25 protein-coding genes are annotated in these 25,074 nt (G+C 57.6%); 9 read left to right on the top strand and 16 right to left on the bottom strand.

Annotated elements, in window-relative coordinates; all coding sequences use genetic code 11:
• Positions 1 to 4: 4 nt before the first annotated feature.
• The 7 genes from AKU79_RS10095 to AKU79_RS19265 all read right to left on the bottom strand — a co-directional run bounded on the left by AKU79_RS10095 (position 5) and on the right by AKU79_RS19265 (position 6,625).
• Complete coding sequence (locus AKU79_RS10095; protein ID WP_050523440.1) at positions 5 to 778, bottom strand: L-iditol 2-dehydrogenase; 774 nt, start codon at positions 776 to 778, stop codon at positions 5 to 7.
• The gene (locus AKU79_RS10090) at positions 775 to 1,779 is read right to left on the bottom strand and encodes an ABC transporter ATP-binding protein (RefSeq protein ID WP_050523439.1); all 1,005 of its coding nucleotides are present in this window, start codon (positions 1,777 to 1,779) and stop codon (positions 775 to 777) included. The genes AKU79_RS10095 and AKU79_RS10090 overlap by 4 nt, the downstream gene beginning before the upstream one ends.
• Before the next feature lie 12 nt (positions 1,780 to 1,791).
• Entirely contained in the window at positions 1,792 to 2,622 is an 831-nt protein-coding gene (locus AKU79_RS10085; protein WP_050523438.1) for a carbohydrate ABC transporter permease, read from the bottom strand.
• A gap of 25 nt (positions 2,623 to 2,647) precedes the next feature.
• Positions 2,648 to 3,520, bottom strand: coding sequence for a carbohydrate ABC transporter permease (locus AKU79_RS10080; protein WP_050523437.1), 873 nt, complete (start codon positions 3,518 to 3,520; stop codon positions 2,648 to 2,650).
• A gap of 123 nt (positions 3,521 to 3,643) precedes the next feature.
• Positions 3,644 to 4,963 (bottom strand): ABC transporter substrate-binding protein, encoded by a 1,320-nt coding sequence (locus AKU79_RS10075; RefSeq protein ID WP_050523523.1) that lies wholly within the window; start codon positions 4,961 to 4,963, stop codon positions 3,644 to 3,646.
• Between the two features lie 108 nt (positions 4,964 to 5,071).
• On the bottom strand, positions 5,072 to 6,106 hold the full coding sequence (locus tag AKU79_RS10070; RefSeq protein WP_231580142.1) for a LacI family DNA-binding transcriptional regulator: 1,035 nt from the start codon (positions 6,104 to 6,106) through the stop codon (positions 5,072 to 5,074).
• Between the two features lie 330 nt (positions 6,107 to 6,436).
• The gene (locus tag AKU79_RS19265; protein WP_231580141.1) at positions 6,437 to 6,625 is read right to left on the bottom strand and encodes a hypothetical protein; all 189 of its coding nucleotides are present in this window, start codon (positions 6,623 to 6,625) and stop codon (positions 6,437 to 6,439) included.
• Between the two features lie 68 nt (positions 6,626 to 6,693).
• Between AKU79_RS19265 and AKU79_RS10065 the strand changes: the two genes are divergently transcribed.
• The 6 genes from AKU79_RS10065 to arsH all read left to right on the top strand — a co-directional run bounded on the left by AKU79_RS10065 (position 6,694) and on the right by arsH (position 12,329).
• Entirely contained in the window at positions 6,694 to 7,377 is a 684-nt protein-coding gene (locus AKU79_RS10065) for a fumarylacetoacetate hydrolase family protein (RefSeq protein WP_050523436.1), read from the top strand.
• A 148-nt stretch (positions 7,378 to 7,525) separates the two neighbouring features.
• Entirely contained in the window at positions 7,526 to 9,739 is a 2,214-nt protein-coding gene (locus AKU79_RS10060) for an NADP-dependent isocitrate dehydrogenase (RefSeq protein ID WP_050523435.1), read from the top strand.
• 110 nt (positions 9,740 to 9,849) lie between these two features.
• Positions 9,850 to 10,185 carry an ArsR/SmtB family transcription factor gene (locus tag AKU79_RS10055; RefSeq protein ID WP_050523434.1) on the top strand — a complete coding sequence of 112 codons (336 nt, stop codon included), beginning with the start codon at positions 9,850 to 9,852 and terminating at the stop codon, positions 10,183 to 10,185.
• Positions 10,182 to 11,195 (top strand): ACR3 family arsenite efflux transporter, encoded by a 1,014-nt coding sequence (gene arsB / locus AKU79_RS10050; RefSeq protein WP_050523433.1) that lies wholly within the window; start codon positions 10,182 to 10,184, stop codon positions 11,193 to 11,195. Before AKU79_RS10055 ends, arsB begins: the two co-directional genes overlap by 4 nt.
• Positions 11,192 to 11,620, top strand: coding sequence for an arsenate reductase (glutaredoxin) (arsC, locus tag AKU79_RS10045; protein WP_050523432.1), 429 nt, complete (start codon positions 11,192 to 11,194; stop codon positions 11,618 to 11,620). Before arsB ends, arsC begins: the two co-directional genes overlap by 4 nt.
• On the top strand, positions 11,595 to 12,329 hold the full coding sequence (arsH, locus tag AKU79_RS10040; RefSeq protein WP_050523431.1) for an arsenical resistance protein ArsH: 735 nt from the start codon (positions 11,595 to 11,597) through the stop codon (positions 12,327 to 12,329). Before arsC ends, arsH begins: the two co-directional genes overlap by 26 nt.
• Positions 12,330 to 12,551: 222 nt before the next feature.
• On the opposite strand, the gene AKU79_RS10035 is transcribed toward arsH, so the two are convergent.
• Genes AKU79_RS10035 through AKU79_RS10025 form a run of 3 tightly spaced genes read right to left on the bottom strand, consistent with a single transcriptional unit; the run spans position 12,552 to position 14,061 of the window.
• Positions 12,552 to 12,779: a thioredoxin family protein gene (locus AKU79_RS10035; RefSeq protein ID WP_050523521.1), complete on the bottom strand. Its 228-nt coding sequence runs from the start codon at positions 12,777 to 12,779 to the stop codon at positions 12,552 to 12,554.
• An 11-nt stretch (positions 12,780 to 12,790) separates the two neighbouring features.
• Entirely contained in the window at positions 12,791 to 13,789 is a 999-nt protein-coding gene (locus tag AKU79_RS10030) for a permease (protein ID WP_050523430.1), read from the bottom strand.
• Positions 13,786 to 14,061 carry an ArsR/SmtB family transcription factor gene (locus tag AKU79_RS10025; protein WP_050523520.1) on the bottom strand — a complete coding sequence of 92 codons (276 nt, stop codon included), beginning with the start codon at positions 14,059 to 14,061 and terminating at the stop codon, positions 13,786 to 13,788. The genes AKU79_RS10030 and AKU79_RS10025 overlap by 4 nt, the downstream gene beginning before the upstream one ends.
• 136 nt (positions 14,062 to 14,197) lie before the next feature.
• Here AKU79_RS10025 and AKU79_RS10020 point away from each other — a divergent pair, with 136 nt between their 5' ends.
• From AKU79_RS10020 to AKU79_RS10010, 3 genes are read left to right on the top strand one after another with little or no spacing between them, the layout of a single operon-like run.
• On the top strand, positions 14,198 to 14,542 hold the full coding sequence (locus AKU79_RS10020) for a DMT family protein (protein ID WP_050523429.1): 345 nt from the start codon (positions 14,198 to 14,200) through the stop codon (positions 14,540 to 14,542).
• A gap of 58 nt (positions 14,543 to 14,600) precedes the next feature.
• A complete protein-coding gene (locus tag AKU79_RS10015) occupies positions 14,601 to 15,818 on the top strand; it encodes a multidrug effflux MFS transporter (protein ID WP_050523428.1) in 1,218 nt (405 codons plus the stop codon).
• 51 nt (positions 15,819 to 15,869) lie between these two features.
• Positions 15,870 to 17,267: a helix-turn-helix domain-containing protein gene (locus AKU79_RS10010; protein WP_050523427.1), complete on the top strand. Its 1,398-nt coding sequence runs from the start codon at positions 15,870 to 15,872 to the stop codon at positions 17,265 to 17,267.
• On the opposite strand, the gene AKU79_RS10005 is transcribed toward AKU79_RS10010, so the two are convergent.
• From AKU79_RS10005 to topA, 6 genes are all read right to left on the bottom strand, one after another.
• On the bottom strand, positions 17,264 to 17,503 hold the full coding sequence (locus AKU79_RS10005; RefSeq protein ID WP_050523426.1) for a YdcH family protein: 240 nt from the start codon (positions 17,501 to 17,503) through the stop codon (positions 17,264 to 17,266). The genes AKU79_RS10010 and AKU79_RS10005 overlap by 4 nt on opposite strands.
• 96 nt (positions 17,504 to 17,599) lie before the next feature.
• Entirely contained in the window at positions 17,600 to 18,250 is a 651-nt protein-coding gene (locus AKU79_RS10000) for a thermonuclease family protein (protein ID WP_050523425.1), read from the bottom strand.
• 81 nt (positions 18,251 to 18,331) lie between these two features.
• Entirely contained in the window at positions 18,332 to 19,978 is a 1,647-nt protein-coding gene (betA, locus tag AKU79_RS09995) for a choline dehydrogenase (RefSeq protein ID WP_050523519.1), read from the bottom strand.
• A 21-nt stretch (positions 19,979 to 19,999) separates the two neighbouring features.
• Positions 20,000 to 21,442 carry a betaine-aldehyde dehydrogenase gene (betB, locus tag AKU79_RS09990; RefSeq protein WP_050523424.1) on the bottom strand — a complete coding sequence of 481 codons (1,443 nt, stop codon included), beginning with the start codon at positions 21,440 to 21,442 and terminating at the stop codon, positions 20,000 to 20,002.
• A gap of 4 nt (positions 21,443 to 21,446) precedes the next feature.
• Entirely contained in the window at positions 21,447 to 22,031 is a 585-nt protein-coding gene (betI, locus tag AKU79_RS09985; RefSeq protein ID WP_156209633.1) for a transcriptional regulator BetI, read from the bottom strand.
• Positions 22,032 to 22,305: 274 nt separating this feature from the next.
• Positions 22,306 to 25,029 carry a type I DNA topoisomerase gene (gene topA, locus AKU79_RS09980; protein WP_050523517.1) on the bottom strand — a complete coding sequence of 908 codons (2,724 nt, stop codon included), beginning with the start codon at positions 25,027 to 25,029 and terminating at the stop codon, positions 22,306 to 22,308.
• Between the last annotated feature and the right edge of the window lie 45 nt (positions 25,030 to 25,074).

The following is a 25,074-nucleotide window of genomic DNA, read 5'->3' as shown; positions in this document are numbered from 1 at the left end:
CCTATCAACTCATCCATTGCCCGCCGTCGACGTTGTACGTCTGCGACAGAATATAATTCGACTCTGACGAGGCGAGAAAAACCGCCATTCCAGTCAGGTCATCAGGAGTGGCAAAGCGGCCCGCTGGCACACCTGCGGCCACTTCGGCCTTTTTCTGGCCGGGTTCTTTGCCCTCAAGCTTGGCGAACATACTGTCCACATGCTCCCAATGATCGCCATCCACCACACCGGGCGCGATAGCATTCACATTGATGCCGTGCTTGATCAGGTTCAGCCCTGCCGATTGGGTCATCGAAATGACGGCCGCCTTGGTCGAACAATAGACCAACACAAGCGGTTCCCCGCGACGCCCTGCTTGGGACGCCATGTTGATAATCTTGCCGCCATGGCCTTGTTTTATCATCTGTTTTGCCGCGGCCTGCATGGTGAACAGCGTACCCGCCACGTTTACGGCATAAAGCCTGTCATAGCTGGCACGGGTAATATCAACCGTTTCCGCCGCATCAAACAGCGCCGCATTATTAATCAAGATATCCAGCTTGCCTGCCTGCGCCACAACCGCCGCGATGCCTGCGTCAATACTGGCCTGATCAGTCACGTCCAACTGCACGGCATAGGCACCCGCGCCCAATTCCGCCGCAGTCGCTTGCGCCGCCGCCAAGTTAATATCCGCGATGGCGACTGTTGCGCCCTCGCGGATATAGGCTGCGGCAAACCCGCGCCCGATGCCACGGGCCGAGCCGGTGATAAGTGCGGATTTGCCAACAAGCCGTTTCATTCGAACCTCAATCCTTTGTCATCAAAGCGGTGGATTTTGTCTGCTTCGGGTGTCAGGTAAACAGTGTCGCCGGATTTCAAGTCAAATTCGCCCGGTACGCGGACGGTGATGTCATCAACCAAACCGGTGTCATGCACATAAAAGAACGTGTCAGACCCAAGGTGTTCGGAAACGCCAACGCGGCCTTTCCATGCGCCTTCGGTTTTGGAAACGTTAATATGTTCAGGACGGATACCGATCGTTGCAGCGCCGTGCTTTTTGGCCTCGGCCCCGGCGATCAGGTTCATTTTCGGGCTGCCGATAAAGCCAGCCACGAACAGGTTGCGCGGGCTGCGGTACAGTTCCAGCGGGCTGCCCACTTGTTCAATATGCCCTGCGCGCAGCACCACAATTTTGTCGGCCATAGTCATGGCTTCAACCTGATCATGCGTCACATAAATCATTGTGGTTTTCAGGCGCGAATGCAGCTCGGTGATTTCCAGGCGCATGCCAACCCGCAATGCCGCGTCAAGGTTCGACAAAGGCTCGTCAAACAAGAACGCCGCAGGCTCACGCACAATCGCACGGCCAATCGCCACACGCTGGCGCTGACCACCCGAAAGCTGGCCGGGTTTACGGTCGATATAATCGGTTAGGTTCAGAATTTTCGCAGCATTATCAATGCGGCGGTCCTGTTCAGCCTGATCCATCCCCGCCATTTTCAACGGAAAGGCGATGTTTTTGCGCACCGACATATGCGGATACAAAGCATAGGATTGGAACACCATCGCCAACCCGCGCTTGGCAGGTGGGGTCAGCGTGGCATCTTTGCCGTCAATGCGGATCTGGCCGCCCGACACATCTTCCAGCCCTGCAATCAAGCGCAAAAGCGTGGATTTGCCGCAACCCGACGGGCCAACAAACACAACAAACTCGCCCTCTTCAATCGTCAGATCCAGCGGTGGAATGACCTCTACGTCACCAAAACGCTTTGCGACTTTATCAAGTGTAATACGTCCCATAGTCTGAACTCCTTATTTCACTGCGCCGAAGGTGAGACCGCGGACGAGTTGTTTTTGGCTGAACCAGCCCATGATAAGAATTGGTGCGATAGCCATGATCGAGGCCGCGCTAAGTTTGGCATAGAACAGACCTTCGGGGCTGGAATATCCGGCGATAAAGGTCGTCAACGGCGCCGCCTTTGAGGCCGCAAGGTTCAGCGTCCAGAACGCCTCATTCCAAGCCAAGATCACGTTCAACAACAAGGTCGATGCAATGCCGGGGATGGCCATCGGCGTCAGCACATAGATGATCTCTTCGCGCAACGTCGCACCATCCATCCGTGCCGCTTCCAAAATCTCGCCCGGAATTTCCTTGAAATAGGTGTAAAGCATCCAAACGATAATCGGCAGGTTGATCAGCGTCATCACGATGACCAAGCCGGTTTTGCTATCCAACAGGCCGGTAGACCGGAAAATCAGATAGATCGGGATCAGCACGCCAACCGGCGGCATCATCTTGGTCGAAAGCATCCACATCAAGACATCCTTGGTGTATTTGCCCGGCACAAAGGCCATCGACCACGCGGCAGGCACCGCGATAATCAGGCCCAACAGGGTGGACCCGCCGGCAATTACCACCGAGTTCCAGAAGTGCTTGAAATAATCCGACCGTTCCTGCACGGCGAAATAGTTTTCCATCGTCCAGTGAAAGTTCAAAAACAACGGCGGGTCGGCAATCGCATCAGCTTCGGATTTAAAGCTGGTCAGAAAGGTCCAAAGGATCGGAAAGAAAATCAGCAGTCCCAGCGCCCAAGCCAGGGCCGTGATGCCGATCTTGCGACGTGTTGATATTGCACGGGCCATCAGGTGTCCTCCATGTGCTAAGGGTTTAGGAATCCAGGTTCTTACCGATTGCGCGCATCAGGAAGATGGCAACAATATTGGCCAGAATAATCGCAATCACACCACCTGCCGAACCGGCACCGACGTCAAAGGACAAAAGGCTCTTGGCGTAAACAAGGTAGGTCAGGTTGGTACTTGCCGTGCCCGGGCCGCCATTGGTGGTAACCAGAATTTCGGCGAAAACCGACAGCAAAAAGATCGTCTGGATCAAGATCACAACCGTAATCGCGCGGCTAAGATGCGGCAGCTTGATATAGAAAAAGCGGCTGAGTGCAGGCGCGCCATCCATTTCGGCAGCTTCCAACTGCTCACTGTCAAGGCTCTGGATCGCGGTCAGCAAAATCAGCGTCGCAAAGGGCAACCACTGCCAGCTGACAATCCCGATGATCGAGGCAAGCGGCGCCTGAGACAGGAAGTCATAAGGTTGCAGCCCCAACGCCTTGGCCGCAAAGGCGAACAAACCATTGACCGGGTTCATAAAAAAGTTCTTCCACACCAGCGCGGAAACCGTTGGCATAACAAAGAACGGCGCAATAACCAAAATCCGCACAATGCCTTGGCCGAACATCGGCATATCCAGCAACAGCGCGAACAAAATACCGAAAACGATGGTGATGACCAGAACGCCGCCAACCAACAGCAACGTATTGCCCATCGAGCTCCAGAACGCGGGGTTGTCGATAAAGTTGACGTAGTTGTCAAACCCGATAAATCCACGCCGATCCGGCGTCAGCAGCCGATAGCGTTGAAACGAGTAGTAAATCGTCATGACCAACGGAACCAACATCCAGACGAACAAAAGGAACGTCGCGGGTGCAATCATCAGTTTCGCGGCAGAGCGGGAATGCTGTGTGGACATTGGGGCCATCCTGCAAATTGCGGTAAAGGGGGAGTCTCAGCCTAACGCCAAGATGCATCAAAGCTATCTTTGAAAAAAGTGGGGCCAGCCTTTGTGGCCGGCCCCGACAGATCGGACGCTGGCTTAGTTGTAGCCTGCTGCCTTCATTTCTTTTACGGTCAGGTCCTGCGCTGCTTTCAGTGCATTTTCTGCCGTTTCAGTACCGGCCAAAGCTGCCGAGAACTGCTGACCAACAGCTGTTGCGATACCCTGGAATTCAGGAATAGCGACGAACTGAACGCCTGTGTAAGGCACTGGGTCAACGGTTGGGTGCGTTGGGTCAGCTGCGTTGATGCTGTCCAAGGTCATTTTCGCAAATGGAGCAGCTGCCAAGTACTCAGAGTTTTCATACAGCGAAGTACGGGTTCCCGGAGGCACGTTTGCCCAGCCTTCTTTCGACGCAACCAAGGCAGTGTACTCTTTCGAGGTTGCCCAAGCTACAAACTTTTTCGCAGCATCGGTCGAGTCTGTGCCAGCAGGGATAGCCAAGGACCAAGCCCAGAGCCAGTTGCCGCGCTTGCCCAAACCGTTGTCGGGTGCCAATGCATAACCCATCTGTTCAGCAACTTGGCTGTCCTTCGGGTTGGAAACAAAGGATGCCGCAACAGTTGCGTCGATCCACATGCCGCAATGGCCGGTTTGCATCAACGACAGGTTTTCGTTGAAACCGTTGTTAGCCGCACCAGGAGGACCGTAGTTGGTCATCAGGTCAAGATAGAAGTTCAGCGTATCAGCCCATGGCTTCTGGTCGAACTGTGCGTTCCAGTTTTCATCAAACCACTTTGCGCCAAACGAGTTGGACATCGCGGTCAGGAACGCCATGTTTTCGCCCCAGCCTGCTTTACCGCGCAGACAGATGCCATAAACTTCGTTCGCTTTGTCGGTCATCTTTTCCGCAGCTTCTTTGATGAACGCCCAGGTTGGGGCGTCTGGCATGGTCAGGCCAGCTTTTTCCATCAAGTCCTTGCGGTACATAACCATCGAGCTTTCGCCGTAGAACGGCGCTGCATACAGGCTGCCGTCAACCGACAGACCGCCAGCGATAGCAGGCAACAGGTCTGCTTTGTCCCACTCGGCAGGCAAGTCGTCCAGCGATACCAGCCAGCCCTGCTTTGCCCAGATTGGAACTTCGTATGTGCCGATTGTCATAATGTCGAACTGCCCGCCTTTGGTGGCAACATCAGTTGTAACCTTCTGGCGCAGTACGTTTTCTTCCAGCGTAACCCACTCAAGCGTGATGTCTGGGTTTGCTGCGGTGAATTCGGATGCAAGACCCTGCATGCGAACCATGTCGCCGTTGTTAACGGTCGCAATTGTCAGTGTCTCAGCGCTTGCAGCTGCCGAAAAACCAGCAACCAAACCAAGACCAACTGCTGTGTTAAGAAGTGCGCGTTTAATCGCCATGTAAATGACCTCCCGTTTTTTACATGCGTAAAGATTGCGGGATTTTTTTACATGCGTCAAGAAAAAACTTTTGAAAACTTTTTGCCGCAAAGCAGCAATCGTTCGAAACTAGGCCGACTCGCGCAATTTTAAGACGCCATCAAACAGCTGAACCTGCGACTCATTTGCGCTATTTTCCCCGCGTATCATTTCAACCAGCCGCGAAACCGACGCCTTTCCAATGGCTTCGACATTCTGCGCCACTGTCGTCAACGCTGGCGTGGTAAAGGGGCACAGCGGGTAATCATCATGACCCGCGATCCGCAAACCGCCCTTGGCCATCCGCCCCGGCACCAACCCATGCCGCGACGCGGCACGCAAAGCGCCAATCGCAACACGGTCATTTACGCAGAGAATCGAACGGTCCAGATACGCGCCATGCGAAAAATACTGGTCCAGAACCGCCTCGCCATGCGCCTCAAAGTGCCAGCGCGAATCGATAGGATCGATACCGATAACCTCGGGTTTATGGCCAAGCTCGGTCAGTTTGGCGATATAGGCGTTCTCGCGCTCAACGGCGTTGAAATTCACGCGCGGCATGGCCAGAAACACCGGCGGCCTTCCCACACGGCACAGATATTCTGTAATTAAACCAGTGCTTTGCTTATGGTCCGTGCCAACGAAATCGACATCCGGCATCGTCGTCGGGCGCGAGTCGACAAGCATAAACGGCAGCCGCGAACCCAGCCTGCGCTGCACCTCGGGGTCGCTCTGATCGCCCAGCGGCGCCACCAGCGCGCCATCCACGCTCATCGACATCAGGGTTTCGGCTGCACGCGCCTCAATCGACGGGTCAGAATGCGAACATTGCGTGATAACTGTATAACCCGCCTCCATTGCGGCCGTCTCGATCGCCATCAACAGCTTGGTAAAGAAAAGATCGTTTAGATACGGTATGATAACCCCGATAATGCCCGTGGTTTTGCGGTTCATCCTTGTGGCAAAGAAATTCGGCACATATTCGACACGTTCCAACCCCTGCCGGATCTTTTCCGAGGTCTTTCCACGTACACTGTCGGGGCTTTGAAAATAGCGCGACAGCGTTGGGCGCGAAACGCCAATCGCTTCTGAAAGCTCTTCCATCGTATTGATCTTAGGTTTCATCCGTTGCCCAACTCATGCGGTATTCTTTTCGGCAGCAGCGATATCACTCAAAACTACCCTACTACAGTCACCAATTTATTTACACATGTAAAGATTAATTACCTACTTGCCGGGATTAACCAGTCTCTGTCGGCCCATACAATGCCGCGGCAAGCCGCCTATCTGACAGATAAGGCCCAACAATTGCCCGAAAAACACTGGCCCTCGGCCAACAGGTTCTGGCAACGTTTCAATCGCCACCCATTCCGGAGCCTCCCATATGTAACCCTTATTCCCAAACCAAAAGCCAGGATGCGATGCGCCATGTCTTTGACGACATGGAATGCGCTTTCAAATATCTGACGGGCAACCTGCCCCCCGCAACCCGGCATTTATCCCGATCATCATCTGCCACGCCCCCAAGGCGGCTTGCCGTTGGCCAATGCCCGCCGGGGCATGCCCACGCCGCAAGCGTTCCTGAAAGGCAAGCGCACAGCCCCGATCTGACGCGCGCGGCACACACCACCCGTTTACGGCCACGCAGCCCACTCTTGCCCCGCACCGCTATCAGCCCTACCGTCACGAAACACCACCCTCCAAAGGCCAAGATGACCCAAACCGTAATCCCCACCCCCGCCACGCCAACCATCCCCACCAGCACAGGTGCCGCTTTTCCGGTACGCCGCGTCTATTGCATTGGCCGCAACTACGCCGCCCATGCGGTTGAAATGGGCCATGACCCGAACCGCGAAGCGCCATTCTTTTTCCAGAAAAACCCGGACAACCTTGACGCTTCGGGCAGTTTTCCCTACCCGCCCCATTCCAGCGATGTGCATCACGAGGTAGAACTGGTCGTCGCCCTGAAATCCGGCGGCAACAATATCAGCCTTGACGACGCGTTGAACCACGTCTGGGGCTATGCCATCGGCCTTGATATGACCCGCCGTGATCTGCAGGCCGAGGCGAAAAAAGCAGGGCGCCCGTGGGAAATCGGCAAGGCCTTTGAACGCTCGGCCCCCGTCGGCCCGCTGCACCCTGTCGCCGCCACAGGCCACCTGACCCAAGGCCAGATCTCGCTGGCTGTGAACGGCACCCCGCGCCAAACGGGTGATCTGAACCAGATGATCTGGAAAGTGCCGGAAATGATCGCCTATCTCTCCGAGTATTTTGAACTGCAAGCCGGCGATGTCATCCTCTCTGGCACCCCCTCGGGTGTGGGGGCCGTACAGCGCGGCGACGTGATGGAGGCGATGATCGAAGGCCTCGGAACGCTGACCGTCAAAATCACCTAAGCTGTTAGCGATAAACCCAACATCGCACAGCATTTTCGCGCAGAAATATGGCACGCCCTTGCGGCGTGTCATTGCATTTTACATCAAACTCGGGCATGGCAAAGCCAATTCCTAACGCATTTAACCAAGATGAAAGATAGGCCTGACCATGACCAATGCAGATATCATTTACACCAAGGTTGACGAAGCTCCCCAGCTTGCCTCGGCATCGCTTTTGCCGATTATTCAGTCCTTTGCGGCGGCAGCCGGTGTTTCGGTTGGCGTCAAAGATATCTCGCTTGCAGGCCGTATCATCGCGACCTTCCCTGAAAACCTGACGCCCGAGCAGCGCCAACCCGATGATCTGGCCGAGCTGGGCCAGCTGGTCAAAACCCCCACTGCCAACGTCATCAAGCTGCCAAACATCTCGGCCTCGGTGCCACAGTTGGTAGCCGCCGTTAAGGAATTGCAGTCCAAAGGCTATGCCATCCCCGACTACCCAGCAGACCCAAGCACAGACGCAGAAAAGGCAATCCGCGCCCGTTTTGACGCGATCAAGGGCTCGGCCGTGAACCCGGTTCTGCGCGAAGGCAACTCGGATCGTCGCGCGGCCGTTGCCGTGAAAAACTATGCTATGGCCAACCCGCACTCGATGGGCAAATGGGCACCAGACAGCAAAACCGTTGTCTCAACAATGTCGGCCAACGATTTCTTCTCCAACGAAAAATCGGCAACCATCACCGCCGAACAGGCCGGCCCCGCACGTATTGAACTGACCGCCGCCGATGGCAGTGTAACTGTGCTGAAAGACGGCGTGAAATACGCAGCTGGCACCGTGGTTGATGCCACATTCATGTCGGCCCGCGCGCTGGATTCCTTCTTGGCCGAACAAGTGGCCGCGACCAAAGCTGCAGGCACGCTGTTCTCGATCCACCTCAAAGCCACGATGATGAAGGTCTCGGACCCGATCCTGTTCGGCCACGCTGTTAAGGTTTTCCTGCAGCCGGTGTTTGACAAATTCGGCGACAAAATGGCCGCCGCAGGCGTGAACCCCAATTCCGGCCTTGGCGCGGTTTTGGACCAAGTCGCCAAAATGGATGAGGGCACCGAAATCCTCGCGGCAATCGATGCCGTTATGGCCGAGCGCCCGCCGATGTATATGGTGAACTCGGACAAAGGTATCACCAACCTGCACGTCCCTTCTGACGTGATCATCGATGCCTCATTGCCCGCCCTGATCCGCGCAGGCGGCAAAGGCTGGGGCCCGGATGGCAAAGCCGCCGACACAAACTGCGTCATCCCCGACAGCTCTTATGCGCCCGTCTATGATGAAACGGTCAAGTATTTCAAAGAAACCGGCGCGTTGGATCCAACCACTGCGGGCACCGTGCAAAACGTCGGCCTGATGGCCCAAAAGGCCGAGGAATACGGCTCGCACCCGACCACCTTTGAAATCCCGACCGCTGGCAACGTTCGCATCGTTCTGGCAAATGGCGACATCTTGCATGAACATACGGTCGAGGCAGGCGACATCTGGCGCTCGGCCTCGAGCAACCAAGCGCCGATCGAAGACTGGGTGCAACTGGCGATCAGCCGTCAAAAGGCCGAAGGCTGCCAAGCGATTTTCTGGCTTGATGAATCCCGCGCCCATGATGCCGAGTTGCTGAAATATGTCCGCCCGATCCTTGCCAAGGCAGGTGTGGCCGACAAGTTCCAGGTTCTGACACCCCGCGCCGCGACCCGCCTGTCGCTGGAAACCATCCGCAAGGGTCAAAACTCGATCGCAATCACCGGCAACGTGCTGCGCGATTACCTGACCGACCTATTCCCGATTCTGGAACTGGGCACCTCGGCCAAGATGCTTTCGATCGTGAAACTGATGAATGGTGGCGGCATGTTTGAAACCGGCGCCGGCGGCTCGGCGCCCAAACATGTTCAACAGCTGGCAGAAGAAAACCACCTGCGTTGGGACAGCCTGGGCGAGTTCTGCGCCTTGGGGGAAAGCCTGAAGTTTCTGGCTGAAACCAAGGCGAATGACAAAGCCCGCATTCTCGGCATTGCCGTAGATCGCGCGACCCAAGGCGTGTTGGACAACAACAAATCGCCCGCCCCCAAGGTTGGCCAAACCGACAACCGCACCAGCCACTACTACTTTGCACTGTACTGGGCGCAGGCTTTGGCCAACCAGAACGAAGATGCAAGCCTGACTGCGCATTTCGCCCCAATCGCCAAGGTATTGGAAGAAAACGAAGATGCAATTCTGGCCGAGCTGATGGCAGATGAGGGCAAGCCCGCAGATCTGGGCGGCTACTTCCTGACCGATGCTGAAAAAACCGCCAATGTGATGCGCCCTTCGGCCACCATGTTGAAAATTCTGGCCTAAACCAACCAGCACCGGTCCCCGTTGGGGGCCGGTGCGCCGCTTTGCGTTTCATGCTTGACCCATCCAATGTTTCGCCCTATCAAATCGTCAATCGACGATAGGCGAATTAAATGACCCCTGATTCCGAAACCCATCTCTCCGAACTGGCCAAGGCCCTTGCCCACCCCGCCCGCCTGCGCATTTTGCAGCTGCTGGCGCGCACGCCGGGCTGTATCGGCGGCGATATCGTCGGCGCCATCGGCCTTGCGCAATCCACCGTCTCCGAACATCTGCGCATCCTCAAAGCCGCCGGAGTGATAAGCGGCGAAATCGACGGCCCGCGCATTTGCTACGCACTGGCGCCACAGGCCTTTGCCCCGCTGTCACAATTCATCGCCACGCTGCCGCTGGCCGATGATACCTGCTGCACCCCTTCCCCGACCATGCCCGAAAAGGACCTGACATGAGCCTGTTTGAACGCTATCTTTCGCTTTGGGTTGCCCTGTGCATCCTTGCGGGGCTTATCTTGGGCAACGTGCTGCCCGCACTGTTCGCCAGCTTGGCCGCGTTGGAATATGCCTCGGTTAACCTTGTCGTCGCGGTGCTGATCTGGGCGATGGTCTACCCGATGATGGTCGCGGTTGATCTCGGCTCGCTCAAATCCGTGGGGGCGCGGCCCAAAGGGCTGGTCATCACCATTATCATCAACTGGCTGATCAAACCGTTTACGATGGCCGCGCTTGGCGTTTTGTTTTTCCAACATGTCTTTGCCGCTTTCATCCCCCCTGCACAGGCGACTGAATACATCGCAGGCCTTATTTTGCTGGGCGCAGCCCCCTGCACGGCGATGGTCTTTGTCTGGTCGCAAATGACCAAGGGCGATGCAAACTACACCTTGGTGCAGGTGTCGCTGAACGATCTGATCATGGTTGTGGCCTTTGCCCCCATCGTCGCCTTTCTGCTGGGTGTGACTGAAATTGCCGTGCCGTGGGAAACGTTGATCCTGTCAACGGTGCTTTACGTTGTCATCCCGCTGGTCGCAGGCGTGCTTACCCGCGCGGCACTGGTCAAACGCGGCGCGGCCGTCAACGATTTCACTGCCCGTATCAAGCCCGCCTCGATCATGGGCCTGCTGCTGACCGTTGTGCTGCTCTTCGGCTTTCAAGGGCCGGTCATTCTGGCACAGCCCACGCTGATCGCGCTGCTTGCCGTACCAATCATCCTGCAATCCTACGGCATCTTTGCCTTGGGTTATGGCTGGGCTTGGGCATGGAAACTGCCCCATTCCGTCGCCGCCCCTTGCGCATTGATCGGCACCTCCAACTTTTTCGAACTGGCGGTCGCTGTCGCGATTGGCCTCTTTGGCCTGAATTCCGGCGCGGCGCTTGTCACCGTGGTCGGCGTGCTGGTCGAGGTGCCTGTCATGCTGTCACTCGTCGCCTTTGCCAACCGCACCAGAGAGAGCTTTCCAAAATGACCTTTCCTATCGTCATCCACCACAACCCCGCCTGCGGCACGTCGCGCAATGTTCTGGACCTCATTACAGCGGCGGGCTACACGCCCGTGGTCATCGATTACCAAACCGAAGGCTGGACCCGCCCCCAACTGCTTGCGCTGTTCGCTGCCGCCAACCTTACACCGCAACAGGCGCTGCGGGTCAGCAAAACCCCGGCGGCTGAACTGGGCCTCACGCAGCCCGGCGTCACCGACGATCAACTGCTCGACGCGATGATCGCGCATCCGATCCTTGTGAACCGGCCGATCGTCTGCACCCCCAAAGGTGTGCGCCTGTGCCGCCCATCCGAATCCGTGCTTGACCTGCTTGACCAATTCCCCCCCGGCCCCTTTGCCAAGGAAGACGGCGCGTTGATCATTGATGCGAAAGGAAACCGTGTTGTCTGATACCCCCAACATCAACCCCGCCCTGCTGCCCGCAATAGATGAGGCCGCATTGCTGGCCCCGCCGCATAAAACCCATGCGCCGCGCATCCTCATACTCTACGGCTCGCTCCGGTCGCGCAGTTTCAGCCGGTTGCCCGCCAAAGAGGCGGGCCGCATCCTGACCCATCTAGGGGCCGAAGTGCGGTTTTTCGACCCCTCGGGCCTGCCGCTGGTCGATGACAACACCGATGCCAGCCACCCCAAAGTGCAGGAATTGCGCGGGCTGGTCGCGTGGTCCGAAGGCATGGTCTGGTCATCGCCCGAACGTCACGGCGCCATGACCGGCCTGATGAAAACCCAAATCGACTGGATTCCTCTGTCTGACGGCGCGGTTCGCCCGACCCAAGGCAAAACGCTGGCGGTGATGCAGGTTTCCGGCGGCTCACAAAGCTTTAACGCCGTCAATCAGATGCGCATTCTGGGGCGCTGGATGCGGCTGATCACCATCCCCAACCAATCGTCAATTCCCAAAGCGTTTCAAGAGTTTGACGAGGCTGGCCGCATGCGCCCCTCGCCGCTGTATGACCGTATCGTTGACGTGATGGAAGAATTGTACAAATTCACCCTGCTTACCCGTGATCGCGCCGATTACCTTGTTGACCGCTATTCCGAGCGCAAGGAATCCGCCGCCGAGCTGATGAAACGGGTAAACCAGACTGCCGCAACCTAACGCTTGGCGGGCGTCAGGTTTTCGCCGCCCGCTCACATGGCACCCTTTCCAGCTGCATCGTCAGATGTGCAGGGTCATGGGGCATGACTCGGGCCTTCCAGATTCACCCTGCCGCCATACAGGCATATTTGAAACTCGGCAGCACCTGATACTATGCCTTTCGCATGGCGACCCGCCACCGCCACATCGGAAAAATACACCTCTGGCGCTGCGCCAATACGTTTACAGCAAGGCGCTGATTTCATCGATTGTCAGCACCTTGCCAGATGCGATCAACTTTTCATCGACCACCAAAGCAGGCGTCGACATCACACCATATCCCGCAATCTCGGCAAAATCCGTGACTTTCACAATCTCGGCGGTTTTGCCCGCCGCATGTGCCGCAGCCAAGGCATTCTCCGCCAAAATACCACATTTCTTGCAGCCAGAACCAAGGATCTTGATAATCATGATATCTCCTTTCATATGAACATATGTGTGATCGCGTTAAACGCGAATCCGATGGTCAGAATGCCAACCGTCACCAGCCCGGTAAACGCCACAAGCAACGGCATTTTAACCACCCTTTTCAGCATGATAAGCGACGGCAGCGACAGTGCAGTCACCGCCATCATAAAGGCCAGAACCGTGCCCAGCCCCACACCTTTGCCCACCAGCGCCTCGGCGATCGGTAAGGTGCCAAAAATATCGGCATACATCGGAATGCCCACCACCGTGGCCACCGGCACCGCCCACCATTTGTCTTGGCCCAGCAGCGCCGAAATCGTCGCCTCGGGCACCCAATTGTGAATAACCGCCCCGATACCCACGCCAATCAGAACATAGGGCCAAACCTTACCCGCAATATCCAAGACCTGACCGCGGGCAAATCCAATCCGCTCTGCACGGCTCAGGCTTTCATCTGCATCCGTCACCGGCACGTTATGGACAAAGCTTTCCACCTGCCCCTCCATCCCCAGCTTGCCAATGATTGTCCCCCCGACCACTGCCACAATCAGCCCAACCCCCACATAAGCCAATGCAATCGGCCAGCTGAAAATTGAAGCGAGCAGGATGACCGAGGCCATATCAACCAAAGGCGATGAAATCAGAAACGAGAACGTCACCCCCAACGGCAAACCTGCAGCAGTAAACCCGATGAACAAAGGAATAGACGAGCAAGAGCAAAACGGCGTGATCGTGCCCAGCAATGCCCCCAGAATATTCGCACCGATGCCCGAGCGTCCGCCCAATATCCGCCGCGTCCGCTCTGGCGGAAAATAGCTTTGCAGGTAAGAGATCACGAAAATCAGCACTGAAAGCAGAATGAAAATCTTGACCACGTCATAAACGAAAAACTGCACCGACCCGCCAATCCGCGACGCAGGGTCTAGGCCCAATCCTCGCACACCTGCTGTCACAAGGCCAGAAAGCCACTGCATCCGCAGCAACTGGTCATTCATCCAGCTAAAAATACTCATGCCTTTACCTCGTCTGCCAGCGCCGCATCCAACAACGCCCGCAACGGGGCCGCCAAATCAGGCGTAATCCGATAGCGCACCCATTGTGCATCGCGCTTGTCCACCACCAACCCCGCCTGTTTCAGCACCTGCATATGCCGCGACATCCGGCTTTGCGTTGCGCCAATCCGCGCCATCAACTCACAAACACAATGCTCGTCACCGTCCCGCAAGGCCCGCATCGCGGCCAGACGTGTCGGTTCGGCAAGGGCAGTTAACGCAGTCAGAATCATTGGCACACCTTGGCTTTTGCGCATGTGCGCATAAGCGCGATTGCCCAACCATGACGCAAATCAAGTCACAGAATACCACTGGCACATTCCCGCAATTCTGCGACAAATCCCGCAAATCCTACAAAAGGTCCCACACATGCCCACGCCCCTTATCACCATCGGCCTGCTCATCGCTTCCAACGTCTTTATGACCTTTGCGTGGTATGGCCACCTCAAGTATAAATCCGCGCCGCTGCTGGCCGTGATCGCCATCAGCTGGGGCATCGCGCTGTTTGAATATATGCTGCAGGTGCCGGCCAATCGCATCGGCCACGGCTATTTTTCCGCGGCCGAGCTGAAAACCATACAAGAGGTCATCACCCTGCTGGTTTTTGCTGCGTTTTCCGTTCTTTACCTGAAAGAGCCGCTGTCCTGGAACCACCTTGTCGGCTTCGGCTTTATTGCGCTTGGGGCGTTTTTCATCTTTCACAAATGGGTTTGACGCCGCGTCAGGCATTTCCGCAATAGACAGCCCGCCGCGATGGGCGTAGCCACCTGACATGATTACACCACCGACTGTCCGCTATTTTGACCGGACCACCGCACCACATATAACAACACTCGTGTTCATGGCCGGCGTCGCGGCGATGTCGCTGAATGTATTTTTGCCGTCATTGCCCTCGATGGCCCTGTATTTCGATGTCGATTACGCCGTGATGCAGCTGTCCTTGTCGCTCTACCTCGCCACCACTGCGCTGCTGCAACTGTTCGTTGGCCCCGTGTCCGACCGTTTTGGCCGCCGCCCCGTTATCCTTGCGGCCACTGCAATTTTTACACTGGCCAGCGCAGGCGCGCTTCTCGCACCAAATTACGGCGTGTTTATTACCTGCCGTCTGGTGCAGGCCGTCATCGCCTCGGGCTTTGTGCTGTCGCGTGCCGCCGTTCGTGACATGGTGCCCCAAGATCAAGCCGCCTCGATGATAGGCTATGTCTCTATGGGCATGGCAGTGGTGCCAATGATCGCCCCGGTCATCGGCGGCCTGCTGGATGAAGCGTTCGGCTGGCAGGCCTCGTTCATCATGCTGATGCTATCAGGCGCGACCGCCTTTGTCGTGATCTGGTTCGATATGGGCGAAACCGCAACCACCCGCGCCAGCAGCTTTACCGCCCAAATGCGCCAATACCCGGCCTTGCTGCGGTCACAACGCTTTTGGGGCTATTGTCTGGCGGCAGGCTTTTCCTCTGGTGCATTTTTCGCCTATCTCGGCGGGGCACCCTATGTCGGCACAACGTTTTTCCACATGGATGCGGCCACACTCGGGCTGTATTTCGGTGCGCCGGCCTTTGGCTATATGGCAGGAAACTTCTTTTCGGGCCGCTACTCGGTGCGCTACGGGGTGAATCGCATGGTTCTGGCGGGGGCCCTCACCTCAACCGGCGGGATGGTTGCCCTCGCCCTGCTTACTCTGATCAACGCCGCAGGGCCCAACCTGTTTTTCGGCTTGATGGTCTTTGTCGGGCTGGGCAACGGCCTTCTGAATCCCAGCGCCAACGCAGGCATGCTCTCTGTCCGCCCCAGCCTTGCAGGCTCGGCAGCGGGGCTGGGTGGCGCCTTCCTGATCGGCACTGGCGCTTTGCTCTCGGCGCTTGCAGGCGTGGTGCTTGGCCCGCAAACCGGCCCGATGCCTTTGGTTCTGCTGATGCTGCTTACGTCGGTTGCCTCGATCGCCTGCATTATTTGGGTCTTGCGCCGCGAAAGCCAGCTGAAATCGTCTTGACGCCGCCGCTTTGCAAAGCCACGCTAAACTTTGCAAACCAGAGGGCGCGAAATGGCCACCCAAAAACTCTATGCCGGCGCGAAACTGCGTGAATTGCGCGGCCGTCTGCGCCTGACCCAAAAGATTTTTGCCCAGAAACTTGGCGTCTCCCTGCCCTATCTGAACCAGATGGAAAACAACCACCGGCCCATTTCGGCAAGCGTGGTGCTGGGACTGGCGCAAGAGTTCGGCCAAGACGTGACCGAGCTTTCCACCGGCGACAGCGAGCGCATCGTCACCGACATGCGCGAGGCGCTCGCCGATCCTGTCTTCACTGCGCCGCCGCCACTGTCCGATCTGCGGCTTGCTGCCTCGAATGCCCCAGGGCTGGCCCGCGCCTTTCTCGATCTGCACCGCGCTTATCGCCAAAGCCACGAACGCCTCGCCTCGTTGGATGAGGCATTGGGCCGCACCGACAGCGCCCCCTCGCCGTGGGAGGAAGTGCGCGACTTCTTTCACTATTGCGATAATTACATCGATGCCGTCGATAAGGCAGCCGAGCGTTACGCCACCTTAAAAGGCCCTGATATACCAATAGAAAACACGGCTCTCGCTACGCTTGAAAGCCTGAACATCGATTTGACACTTTCGAACATTTCTGAATTGCGCCGCTTTGATCCCAAGGCCAAGCAGCTTGCCCTGTCCAGCCGCGCAACAGGTGCCACGCGGCGCTTTCAACTGCTGCATCAAGTGGCCCTACTTACCCAGAATGATTTGCTCGAGGCGACGCTCGACCTCGCCCAATTCCAAAGCCCCGCCGCCCGCAGCATCGCCAAAATCGGGTTGGCCAATTACTTTGCCGGCGCAGCGATCATGCCCTACACTGCGTTTTTGCGCGCGGCTGGGCAGGAACGCCACGACCTTGAACGCCTGTCCGATCTTTTTGACAGCTCGATCGAGCAGGTCGCCCACAGGCTATCGACATTGCAACGCCCCGGCGCCAAAGGGGTGCCGTTCTTTTTTGTGCGGGTCGATCAGGCCGGCACGGTCACGAAACGCCATTCGGCCACCCGCTTTCAATTCGCGCGGTTCGGCGGTGCCTGCCCGCTGTGGAATGTTCACCAAGCCTTTGAAACGCCGGGCCGCTTTCTGCGCCAACTGGCAGAAACGCCTGATGGCGTGCGCTATGTCTGCCTTGCGCGTGATGTGTCAAAATCGGGGGGCGCATTTGGCGCGCCCGTCCGGCGCTATGCCATTGGTTTAGGCTGTGAAATCGGCCACGCCGAGCAATTGGTCTATGCCGACGGCCTTGACCTGAAGGGCCGGTTTGAACCCATCGGTATTTCCTGTCGGATATGCGAGCGGTCCGATTGTCATCAGCGCTCGGTACCGCCACTGGAAAAGCGCCTGTCGGTCAATCCCGATGCGCGCGGGGTCGTGCCCTATGGCATCGACCCCGACTTGCCTTAGGCCGCCGAAATCAGCGCCCAGATTTCATCTTTCAGCCGCGCCCGTTGCTTGCGCAGCTCGCCTTCATGCGCATCATCCGTGGGCTCAACGCTAACCTCGGCCCGATGCACGGCGCGATTCACCTCATGATATTCATCAAAAAGCTTGGCGAAATGCGCATTTTCCAGCTTCAGCTTGTGCATTTTCTCAACTTCAGCGGGGAATTCTTCGGCCAGTTCATGGGGGGTATGCGACATGGGTCTCTCCTTCTTTGTTCGCGTCAAAGAAAGCATATCCCCAGCCATTCGATACCGCTTTGACAGGGATCAAACCTGCAATAAAATATTGCGGAATCAGCGTTTTGCGGCCCGAAACCCGGCGGCGCGCGCCTGCGCTTCGGAACAAAAGAACGCTTCGCCCTTGGCCTCGGAAATCTGCGTTGCGGCGTAATCGCGCTGGCCGGGCATGTGGTAAATCCGTTTGCCCTTGGCATTAATATTGCCCTTGATCGTACAGCCTTTGGGCGCCGGTTGCTGACGCGCGATTTTGCGATACTCGGCCGGTGCCGTCACCGCCCCCGACCATATTCCGCGCGCCTCGGCCTTGGCAGCGGCCTCAGCCGCTACATAGTCATCCGAGTATTGAACATAGGCCGCAGCCGCCCCCGCACGTACCATTTCACCACCTATATCGCGCCCCGATACCGTGCAACGTGCCACAGTGCGGCCATAGCGGTCACGATCCAGCGCCTCACATTTCAGCCCCCCTCGGTCGGTAAGCTTGGTCAGCACCTCTGCGGCCCAAGCCCCACACGCCCAATTGCGCCCCGAGTTGTCACAGCGTTGCCGCAGCTCTGGCGCGTCAATACCAAACAGGCGAATGCGCTCGCCCGCCAAAATCAATGTATCGCCATCCACAACCCGCGCTTGCCCGGACAGCGTTAGCGCACCCACCGGGCCCGCAAGCATAAGATACAGAACAAGGATAGAACGAAAGGTTAACATGGCCTCGTTTTCCGCCCAAATCGGGCGGAAATCAAGAATTTTGTTAACCTTTGGTTAACCTTGGTTAACCCTAATCAAATATTAGCGCTGCGTGTCGCGCCAATCTTCATTCATCTCTGGCCCAAGATTCAAAGGCGCAAGGGGCGTGCGACCCAAAATGTGGTCCGCCGCTTTTTCGCCCACCATGATCGACGGCCCGTTCAGGTTCCCGTTGGTAATACGCGGAAAAATCGAACTATCGGCCAGCCGCAACCCTTCAACGCCGATCACACGGCATTCGGAATCAACCACCGCCATCGGGTCATCACGCCGCCCCATCTTGGCCGTGCCGCAGGGGTGATAGGCGCTTTCGGCATGTTCGCGGATGAAATCATCGATTTCGGCGTCACTTTGCACGCCTGCCCCCGGTTGGATCTCATGCTTTACAAAGGGTCGCATTGCGGCTTGCCCGAACACTTCGCGCGTCAGGCGGATACAGGCACGGAAATCCTCCCAATCCTGCACCTCGGACATGTAGTTGAATTTGATAACCGGCTTATCCGCCGGATCCGCCGAACGCAGCCGCACCGTGCCCCGCGACGGGCTGCGCATCGGGCCGGTATGGACCTGAAATCCATGCCCCTCAGCGCTGGCCTTACCATCATAGCGCACAGCAATCGGCAGGAAATGATATTGAATATCAGGGTATTCCACGCCGATCTTGCTGCGAATAAAGCCACAAGCCTCAAACTGGTTCGACGCCCCAAGCCCCTTGCGGGTAAACAACCACTGCGCCCCGATCAACGCCTTGCCCAGCAGGTTCCAGTATTTATACAGCGTAATCGGCAGTTTGCTTGCAAACTGCATATAAACCTCAAGATGGTCCTGCAGATTGCTGCCCACACCCGGACGGTCAGCCACCACCTCAATCCCATGTTCGGCCAGATGCGCGGCGGGGCCAATGCCCGACAGCATCAACAGTTTCGGCGAATTCAGGCTGCTCGCCGCCAAAATCACCTCTTTGCCAGCCGAGATCACCTCAACCGAGCCGCCGCGCGCAACCTCTACGCCCACCGCGCGACCGTCTTCTATCACTACTTTGCGCGCCAGCCCGCGCACCACCTTTACCCGCCCCGACTTCAGCGCAGGCTTCAAATAGGCATTTGCCGCCGACCAGCGTTGCCCTTTGTAAATCGTGGCCTCCATCGGGCCAAAACCTTCTTGCGCGGCACCGTTATAATCGGGCGTCACAGGATAGCCGGCCTGTTCGCCCGCCTGAATAAAGGCGTCGAACAAGGGGTTGTCACGGGGCCCGCGCGTAATGTGCAAAGGCCCGTCTGTGCCGCGATACGCGGACGTGCCGCCGTGCCAATGCTCCATCCGCCGGAAATAGGGCAGCACATCGGCATAGGCCCAGCCCTCGGCCCCTGCTTCGGCCCAATGGTCGAAATCACGCGCATGGCCGCGCACATAGACCATGCCGTTGATGCTGCTTGACCCGCCGATCACCTTGCCGCGCGGCGTAACCAACGACCGCCCACCCAAATGCGGCTCGGGTTCTGACGACATCCCCCAGTCATAAATCCCCATATTCATCGGATAGGACAGCGCGGCCGGCATCTGGATAAACGGCCCCACATCACTGCCGCCAAACTCGATCACAATAACCGAGGCACCCGCCTCGGCCAGCCGGTACGCCATCGCGCACCCTGCCGAGCCCGCGCCAACAATCACATATTCCGCCTGCATCATCTCACCCAATTTCCGGCCTCAATACGGCGCATCGACCGGCCCCATGCCGACATATACGCTCTTGGTCTGGCTATAATATTCCAGCGCCGCCTTGCCGTTTTCGCGGCCCACGCCAGACTGCTTCATCCCGCCAAAGGGCATTTCTACCGGCGTCAAATTATAGGTGTTGATCCAACAAGTACCGGCCTGCAGCGCCGCAATGACGCGGTGCGCCCGCGCAAGGTTGGCCGTAAACACACCTGCCGCCAGCCCGAAATCCGTATCATTTGCGCGGCTTACAACCTCTTCTTCATCCGAAAACGAAAGCACGGCCATCACCGGCCCAAACACCTCTTCACAGGCCAGAACCATATCGTCCGTCACATCGGCAAAAACCGTGGGCTGCACAAACATGCCGTCACGCTTGCCACCCGTGACCAAGCGCGCACCTTCGGCCAGCGCACCGTTCACATAGCCCATGACCTTATCGACCTGCGCGGCATTGACCAACGGCCCCATCTGCGTGGCCATATCCATCGGGTCGCCCAAGACAATCTTTTCGGCGCGCTTGGCCAAAGCCGCCAGAAACGCCGGCAGAATACCCTTTTGCACAAACACCCGCGTGCCATTGCTGCACACCTGCCCTGCCGAATAAAAATTCGCCATCATCGCCGCCCCGACAGCGCTGTCCAGATCGGCATCATCAAAGATGATCAACGGCGATTTGCCGCCCAGCTCCATTGTCACATGGCGCACACCTGCGGCTGCAGCGGCATAAACCTTGCGCCCCGTCGGCACCGAACCGGTCAGCGACACTTTGTCCACGCGCGGGTCGGTCACCAGCCCTGCGCCCACCGCGCCACGCCCTTGCACCACGTTAAACAACCCTGCAGGCAGGCCCGCCTCGATGAAAATCTGCGCCAGTTCCAGCGCGCCCAAAGGTGTCTCTTCGGACGGCTTGAACACCATCGCATTGCCCATCGCCAAGGCCGGTGCCGACTTCCAACACGCGATCTGGCTTGGGTAATTCCACGCGCCAATGCCCACGCACACGCCCAGCGCCTCACGCAAGGTATAGGCAAAATCGCCGCCCAACGAAATCGTCTCGCCTGTCACGCTTGCGACAAGCCCGCCAAAATACTCCAACGCATCCGCGCCCGAGGGCCAATCGGCCACCAGCGTTTCCTGCATCGGCTTGCCGGTGTCCAGCGTTTCCAGCCGCGCCAGCGCATCGCCACGCGCGCGGATCAAATCCGCCGCCCGCCGCAAAACCCGACCGCGCTCGACAGGTTTGCGCGCCGCCCATTCCTTTTGTGCCGCCTTGGCAGACTCCAGCGCCGCGTCGATCACCGCCGCAGTCGCCTCATGCAATCGCGCAATCACCTCGCCCGTGGCCGGATAGATCACCTCAATTGGCGCCCCGGCGCTGTCTTCCATCCAGTCGCCATTTACAAAATGGCTCGCTTTTGGCTGCGCAATCATCGGCTTACTCCTTACGTTCTTGTATTTCTGCGGCCAGATAGGCCCTGATCAGCTGCACCGCGGCCTCGGCATCCGACGGCCGCTCGCTCAGGGCCGCGCGCAAATAAACCCCGTCAATCAACGCGCCCACAGCATCAGCAAGCGCCACCGCACGCGCCCCCACCAAAGGCCGCAGCGCCGCCACAAGGTTTGATTGCAACCGCCGCTGATAGACCGCCAGCAAACGCCGCGCGCCGGGTGTGGTTTGCGCCAGCACATAAAAATTCAGCCACGCGCTCACCACTTCGCGGCGAAAGTTGGCAGGGCTGAATGACGCCAGCAAAATCGCCTCCAACCGCGCCTCGGGCGTCTTGGCCAGAACCATAGCGCCCCGAACCTCGGCCCCGTAGAGCGTCAGAATATGGCGCATCGCCGCCAAAAATATCTGCTCTTTACCGCCGAAATAGTGATGCGCCAGCGCGGTCGACATGCCGGCCCGCTTGGCAATCTGCCCCACCGTTACATCCAAAGACCCGGCCCGCCCGATCTCCATGATCGTCGCTTTGACCAGTGCTGTCTTACGAATTGGTTCCATTCCCAGCTTGGGCATCGCGGGATTCCCTGAATTAAGTGCAGGTCGCAATTTGCGGGAAGTTTATTGACTCGTCAATCAATAAAAGACTGCCCGTCGCCTACCTCGCGTCACCAAAGCCAGATCCCTACAGGTTTGGTTTGGATATTCCGCAGCCATGCCCCAGCCTGCGGTCAATCGCCCCAAGAGGATGCATGAGGGGCGGACAAAACATTAAAAAAGGGTTAAGTTTTTCAATAAAACCTAACCCTTTCAGATAGTTACAGAAATGCTCGCACGCGGACGAACCGCCTTACGCCGCGTCCCCGCTTGCCGCTTTCTTGGCTGGGGCCTTCTTTGCAGGCGCCTTTTTTGCGGCCGTTTTCGGGGCAGCTTTCTTGGCAGCAGGCTTCTTTTCCGCCGCTTTCTTGGGGGCGGCTTTCTTGGCAGGAGCTTTCTTTTTTGCCCCCGTTTTCGCCGCCCGCTCTGCCAACAATTCAATAGCCTGCTCTACTGAAACATCAGCCGGCTCAACCTCTTTCGGAACGGTCGCATTGATTTTGCCCCACTTGATATAGGGCCCGTACCGCCCTGGCATCACAGTCATCGGCCCGCCATCGGGATGCTCGCCCAAATCCTTGATCGGCTCGGCCGCTACCCGCGCCTTGCTGTATTTATTGGCCAGAACCTCAACCGCGCGGTTCATCCCGATCGTGAAAACCTCTTCGACATCGGGCAGGTTTGCATAGGTTTTGTTATGCTTCACATAGGGGCCATAACGCCCGATTGCCGCCTCGACCATTTCGCCATCTTCGGGGTGCGGCCCGATTTGGCGCGGCAAAGACAGCAAGGTCAGCGCCTTTTCCAAATCCATCGCCTCAGGCGACCAGCCTTTCGGAAGGCTCGCCCGCGGCGGTTTTGGCACGTCTTCGCTCGCCTCGCCACGCTGAACATAGGGGCCGAAACGGCCGGTCCGCAGGCTGATCTGTTCGCCTTCATCCACACCCAAAACCAACCCATCGGGCGAGATAACTGCGCCTTCCTCCCCACCCGGCACTGAAATCGGCCGCGTATACCGGCATTCCGGATAATTTCCGCAGCCGATAAACGCCCCGCCCGACCGCGCCGTTTTCAGATGCAACCGCCCGTCACCGCAGACAGGACAAGCCCGCGGGTCAGACCCGTCAGCACGCTCGGGGTACAAATGCGGACCAAGGAATTCATCGATTTTGGTCAGAACCTCGCCAATCCGCAAATCTGCCGTTTCGGCAATCGCGGCTGAAAAGTCACGCCAGAACCGCGCCAGAACTTCCTTATAATCGCGGTCGCCTGCCGACACGTCATCCAGCTGCCCTTCAAGATCGGCCGTGAAATCATATTCGACATATTTGCGGAAATAGTTTGACAAAAACGCCGTCACCAAGCGCCCCTTATCTTCGGGGAACAGACGGTTTTTATCTTTGCGCACATATTCGCGGTCAACAATTGTCGTCAGAATAGAGGCGTAGGTCGAAGGCCGCCCGATCCCCAGTTCTTCCATCCGCTTGACCAGCGTTGCCTCGGTATAGCGTGGCGGCGGCTGGGTGAAATGCTGGGCGCCGAGCACCGATTGCGCGGCATTCGTTACCGCCGAAGGCACCCGCGTGGCCGATGCTTCGATCACGTCATCGCCCGAAGCCGCTGCCTTGGCAAAGGCTTCGGCAAAGGCGCCTTTTACAAAGTCGGCAGCCTCACCTTCCATGATCTGTGGCAAACGGCCTTCGTCGCCATCCTCATCATCGCGGCCTTCTTCATAAAGTTTAAGGAAACCGTCAAACAGCACCACCTGCCCGGTTGCACGCAGCACCACTTGGCCATCCTTGCTGCCGACATCTACGGTGGTCCGCTCCAGCCGCGCTGCCGCCATTTGGCTGGCAATCGTCCGCTTCCAAATCAGATCATAGAGCTTTTTCTGCTCACCATCCAAGCGCAGGTCTTCTGCCGCCTTGTCCATATCGGTGGGGCGGATACATTCGTGCGCCTCTTGTGCGTTCTTGGCTTTGTTTTTGTAAACCCGCGGGGTTTCGGGCACATATTTATCACCATAGCGCGACTTGATGGCTGCCCGTGCGGCTGTAATCGCCTCGGGCGCCATATCAATACCGTCGGTCCGCATATAGGTGATGTGGCCTGCCTCATACAGGCGCTGCGCGGCGCCCATCGTCTGCTTGGCCCCCATACCAAACTTGCGGCTTGCTTCTTGTTGCAAAGTCGAGGTCATGAAGGGCGCAGACGGGTTGCGTGCTGCGGGCTTTGCCTCAACCGACTGCACCGTCAAATTTCGGGACGTAACCGCCTGAACAGCCAGATCAGCCGCTTCGACATTGGCAATGTCGAATTTGTCCAATTTCTTACCGCCGAGAACTGTCAGACGGGCGTCATATTCCTGCCCGCGCGGCGTTTGAAGCCGGGCATTCACGCCCCAGAACTCGCGCGCGCGAAAGGCTTCAATCTCCATTTCACGCTCGACAATCAGACGCAAGCAAACCGATTGCACGCGCCCCGCCGATTTTGCCCCTGGCAGTTTGCGCCACAAAACCGGCGACAGCGTAAAGCCCACCAAATAGTCCAAAGCACGGCGCGCCAGATAGGCATCAACCAAGGGCACATCAATCTGGCGCGGGTTTTTCATCGCCTCGGAAACTGCGGCCTTGGTAATGGCATTAAAGGTGACGCGGCTGACCTTGGTATCTTTCTTGATGCTCTTGGCAAGCGCCTCTTGCAGGTGCCAGGAAATCGCCTCTCCCTCACGGTCAGGGTCGGTCGCGAGGATCAGTTCGTTATCGCTTTTCAGCGCATCCGCGATGGCCTTTACATGTTTTTTGCTGTCAGAGGCCACCTCCCATTTCATCGCAAATTCGTCTTCGGGGTCTACCGAGCCGTCTTTGGGTGGCAAGTCGCGCACATGCCCGAATGAGGCCAGAACCGTATAGTTGGAACCGAGATATTTGTTGATTGTCTTGGCTTTAGCGGGGGACTCGACGACGACAACAGCCATAATAACCTCTTGTTCAAACGGACCCGACAGGGGCAGGGCAAGATG

Source organism: Pseudorhodobacter wandonensis (genome assembly GCF_001202035.1).
In the GTDB taxonomy this organism is placed as follows: Bacteria; Pseudomonadota; Alphaproteobacteria; order Rhodobacterales; family Rhodobacteraceae; genus Pseudorhodobacter; species Pseudorhodobacter wandonensis.
Note: the sequence above shows the minus strand (reverse complement) of the source record. Positions and strands in the feature narration are given on the sequence as shown.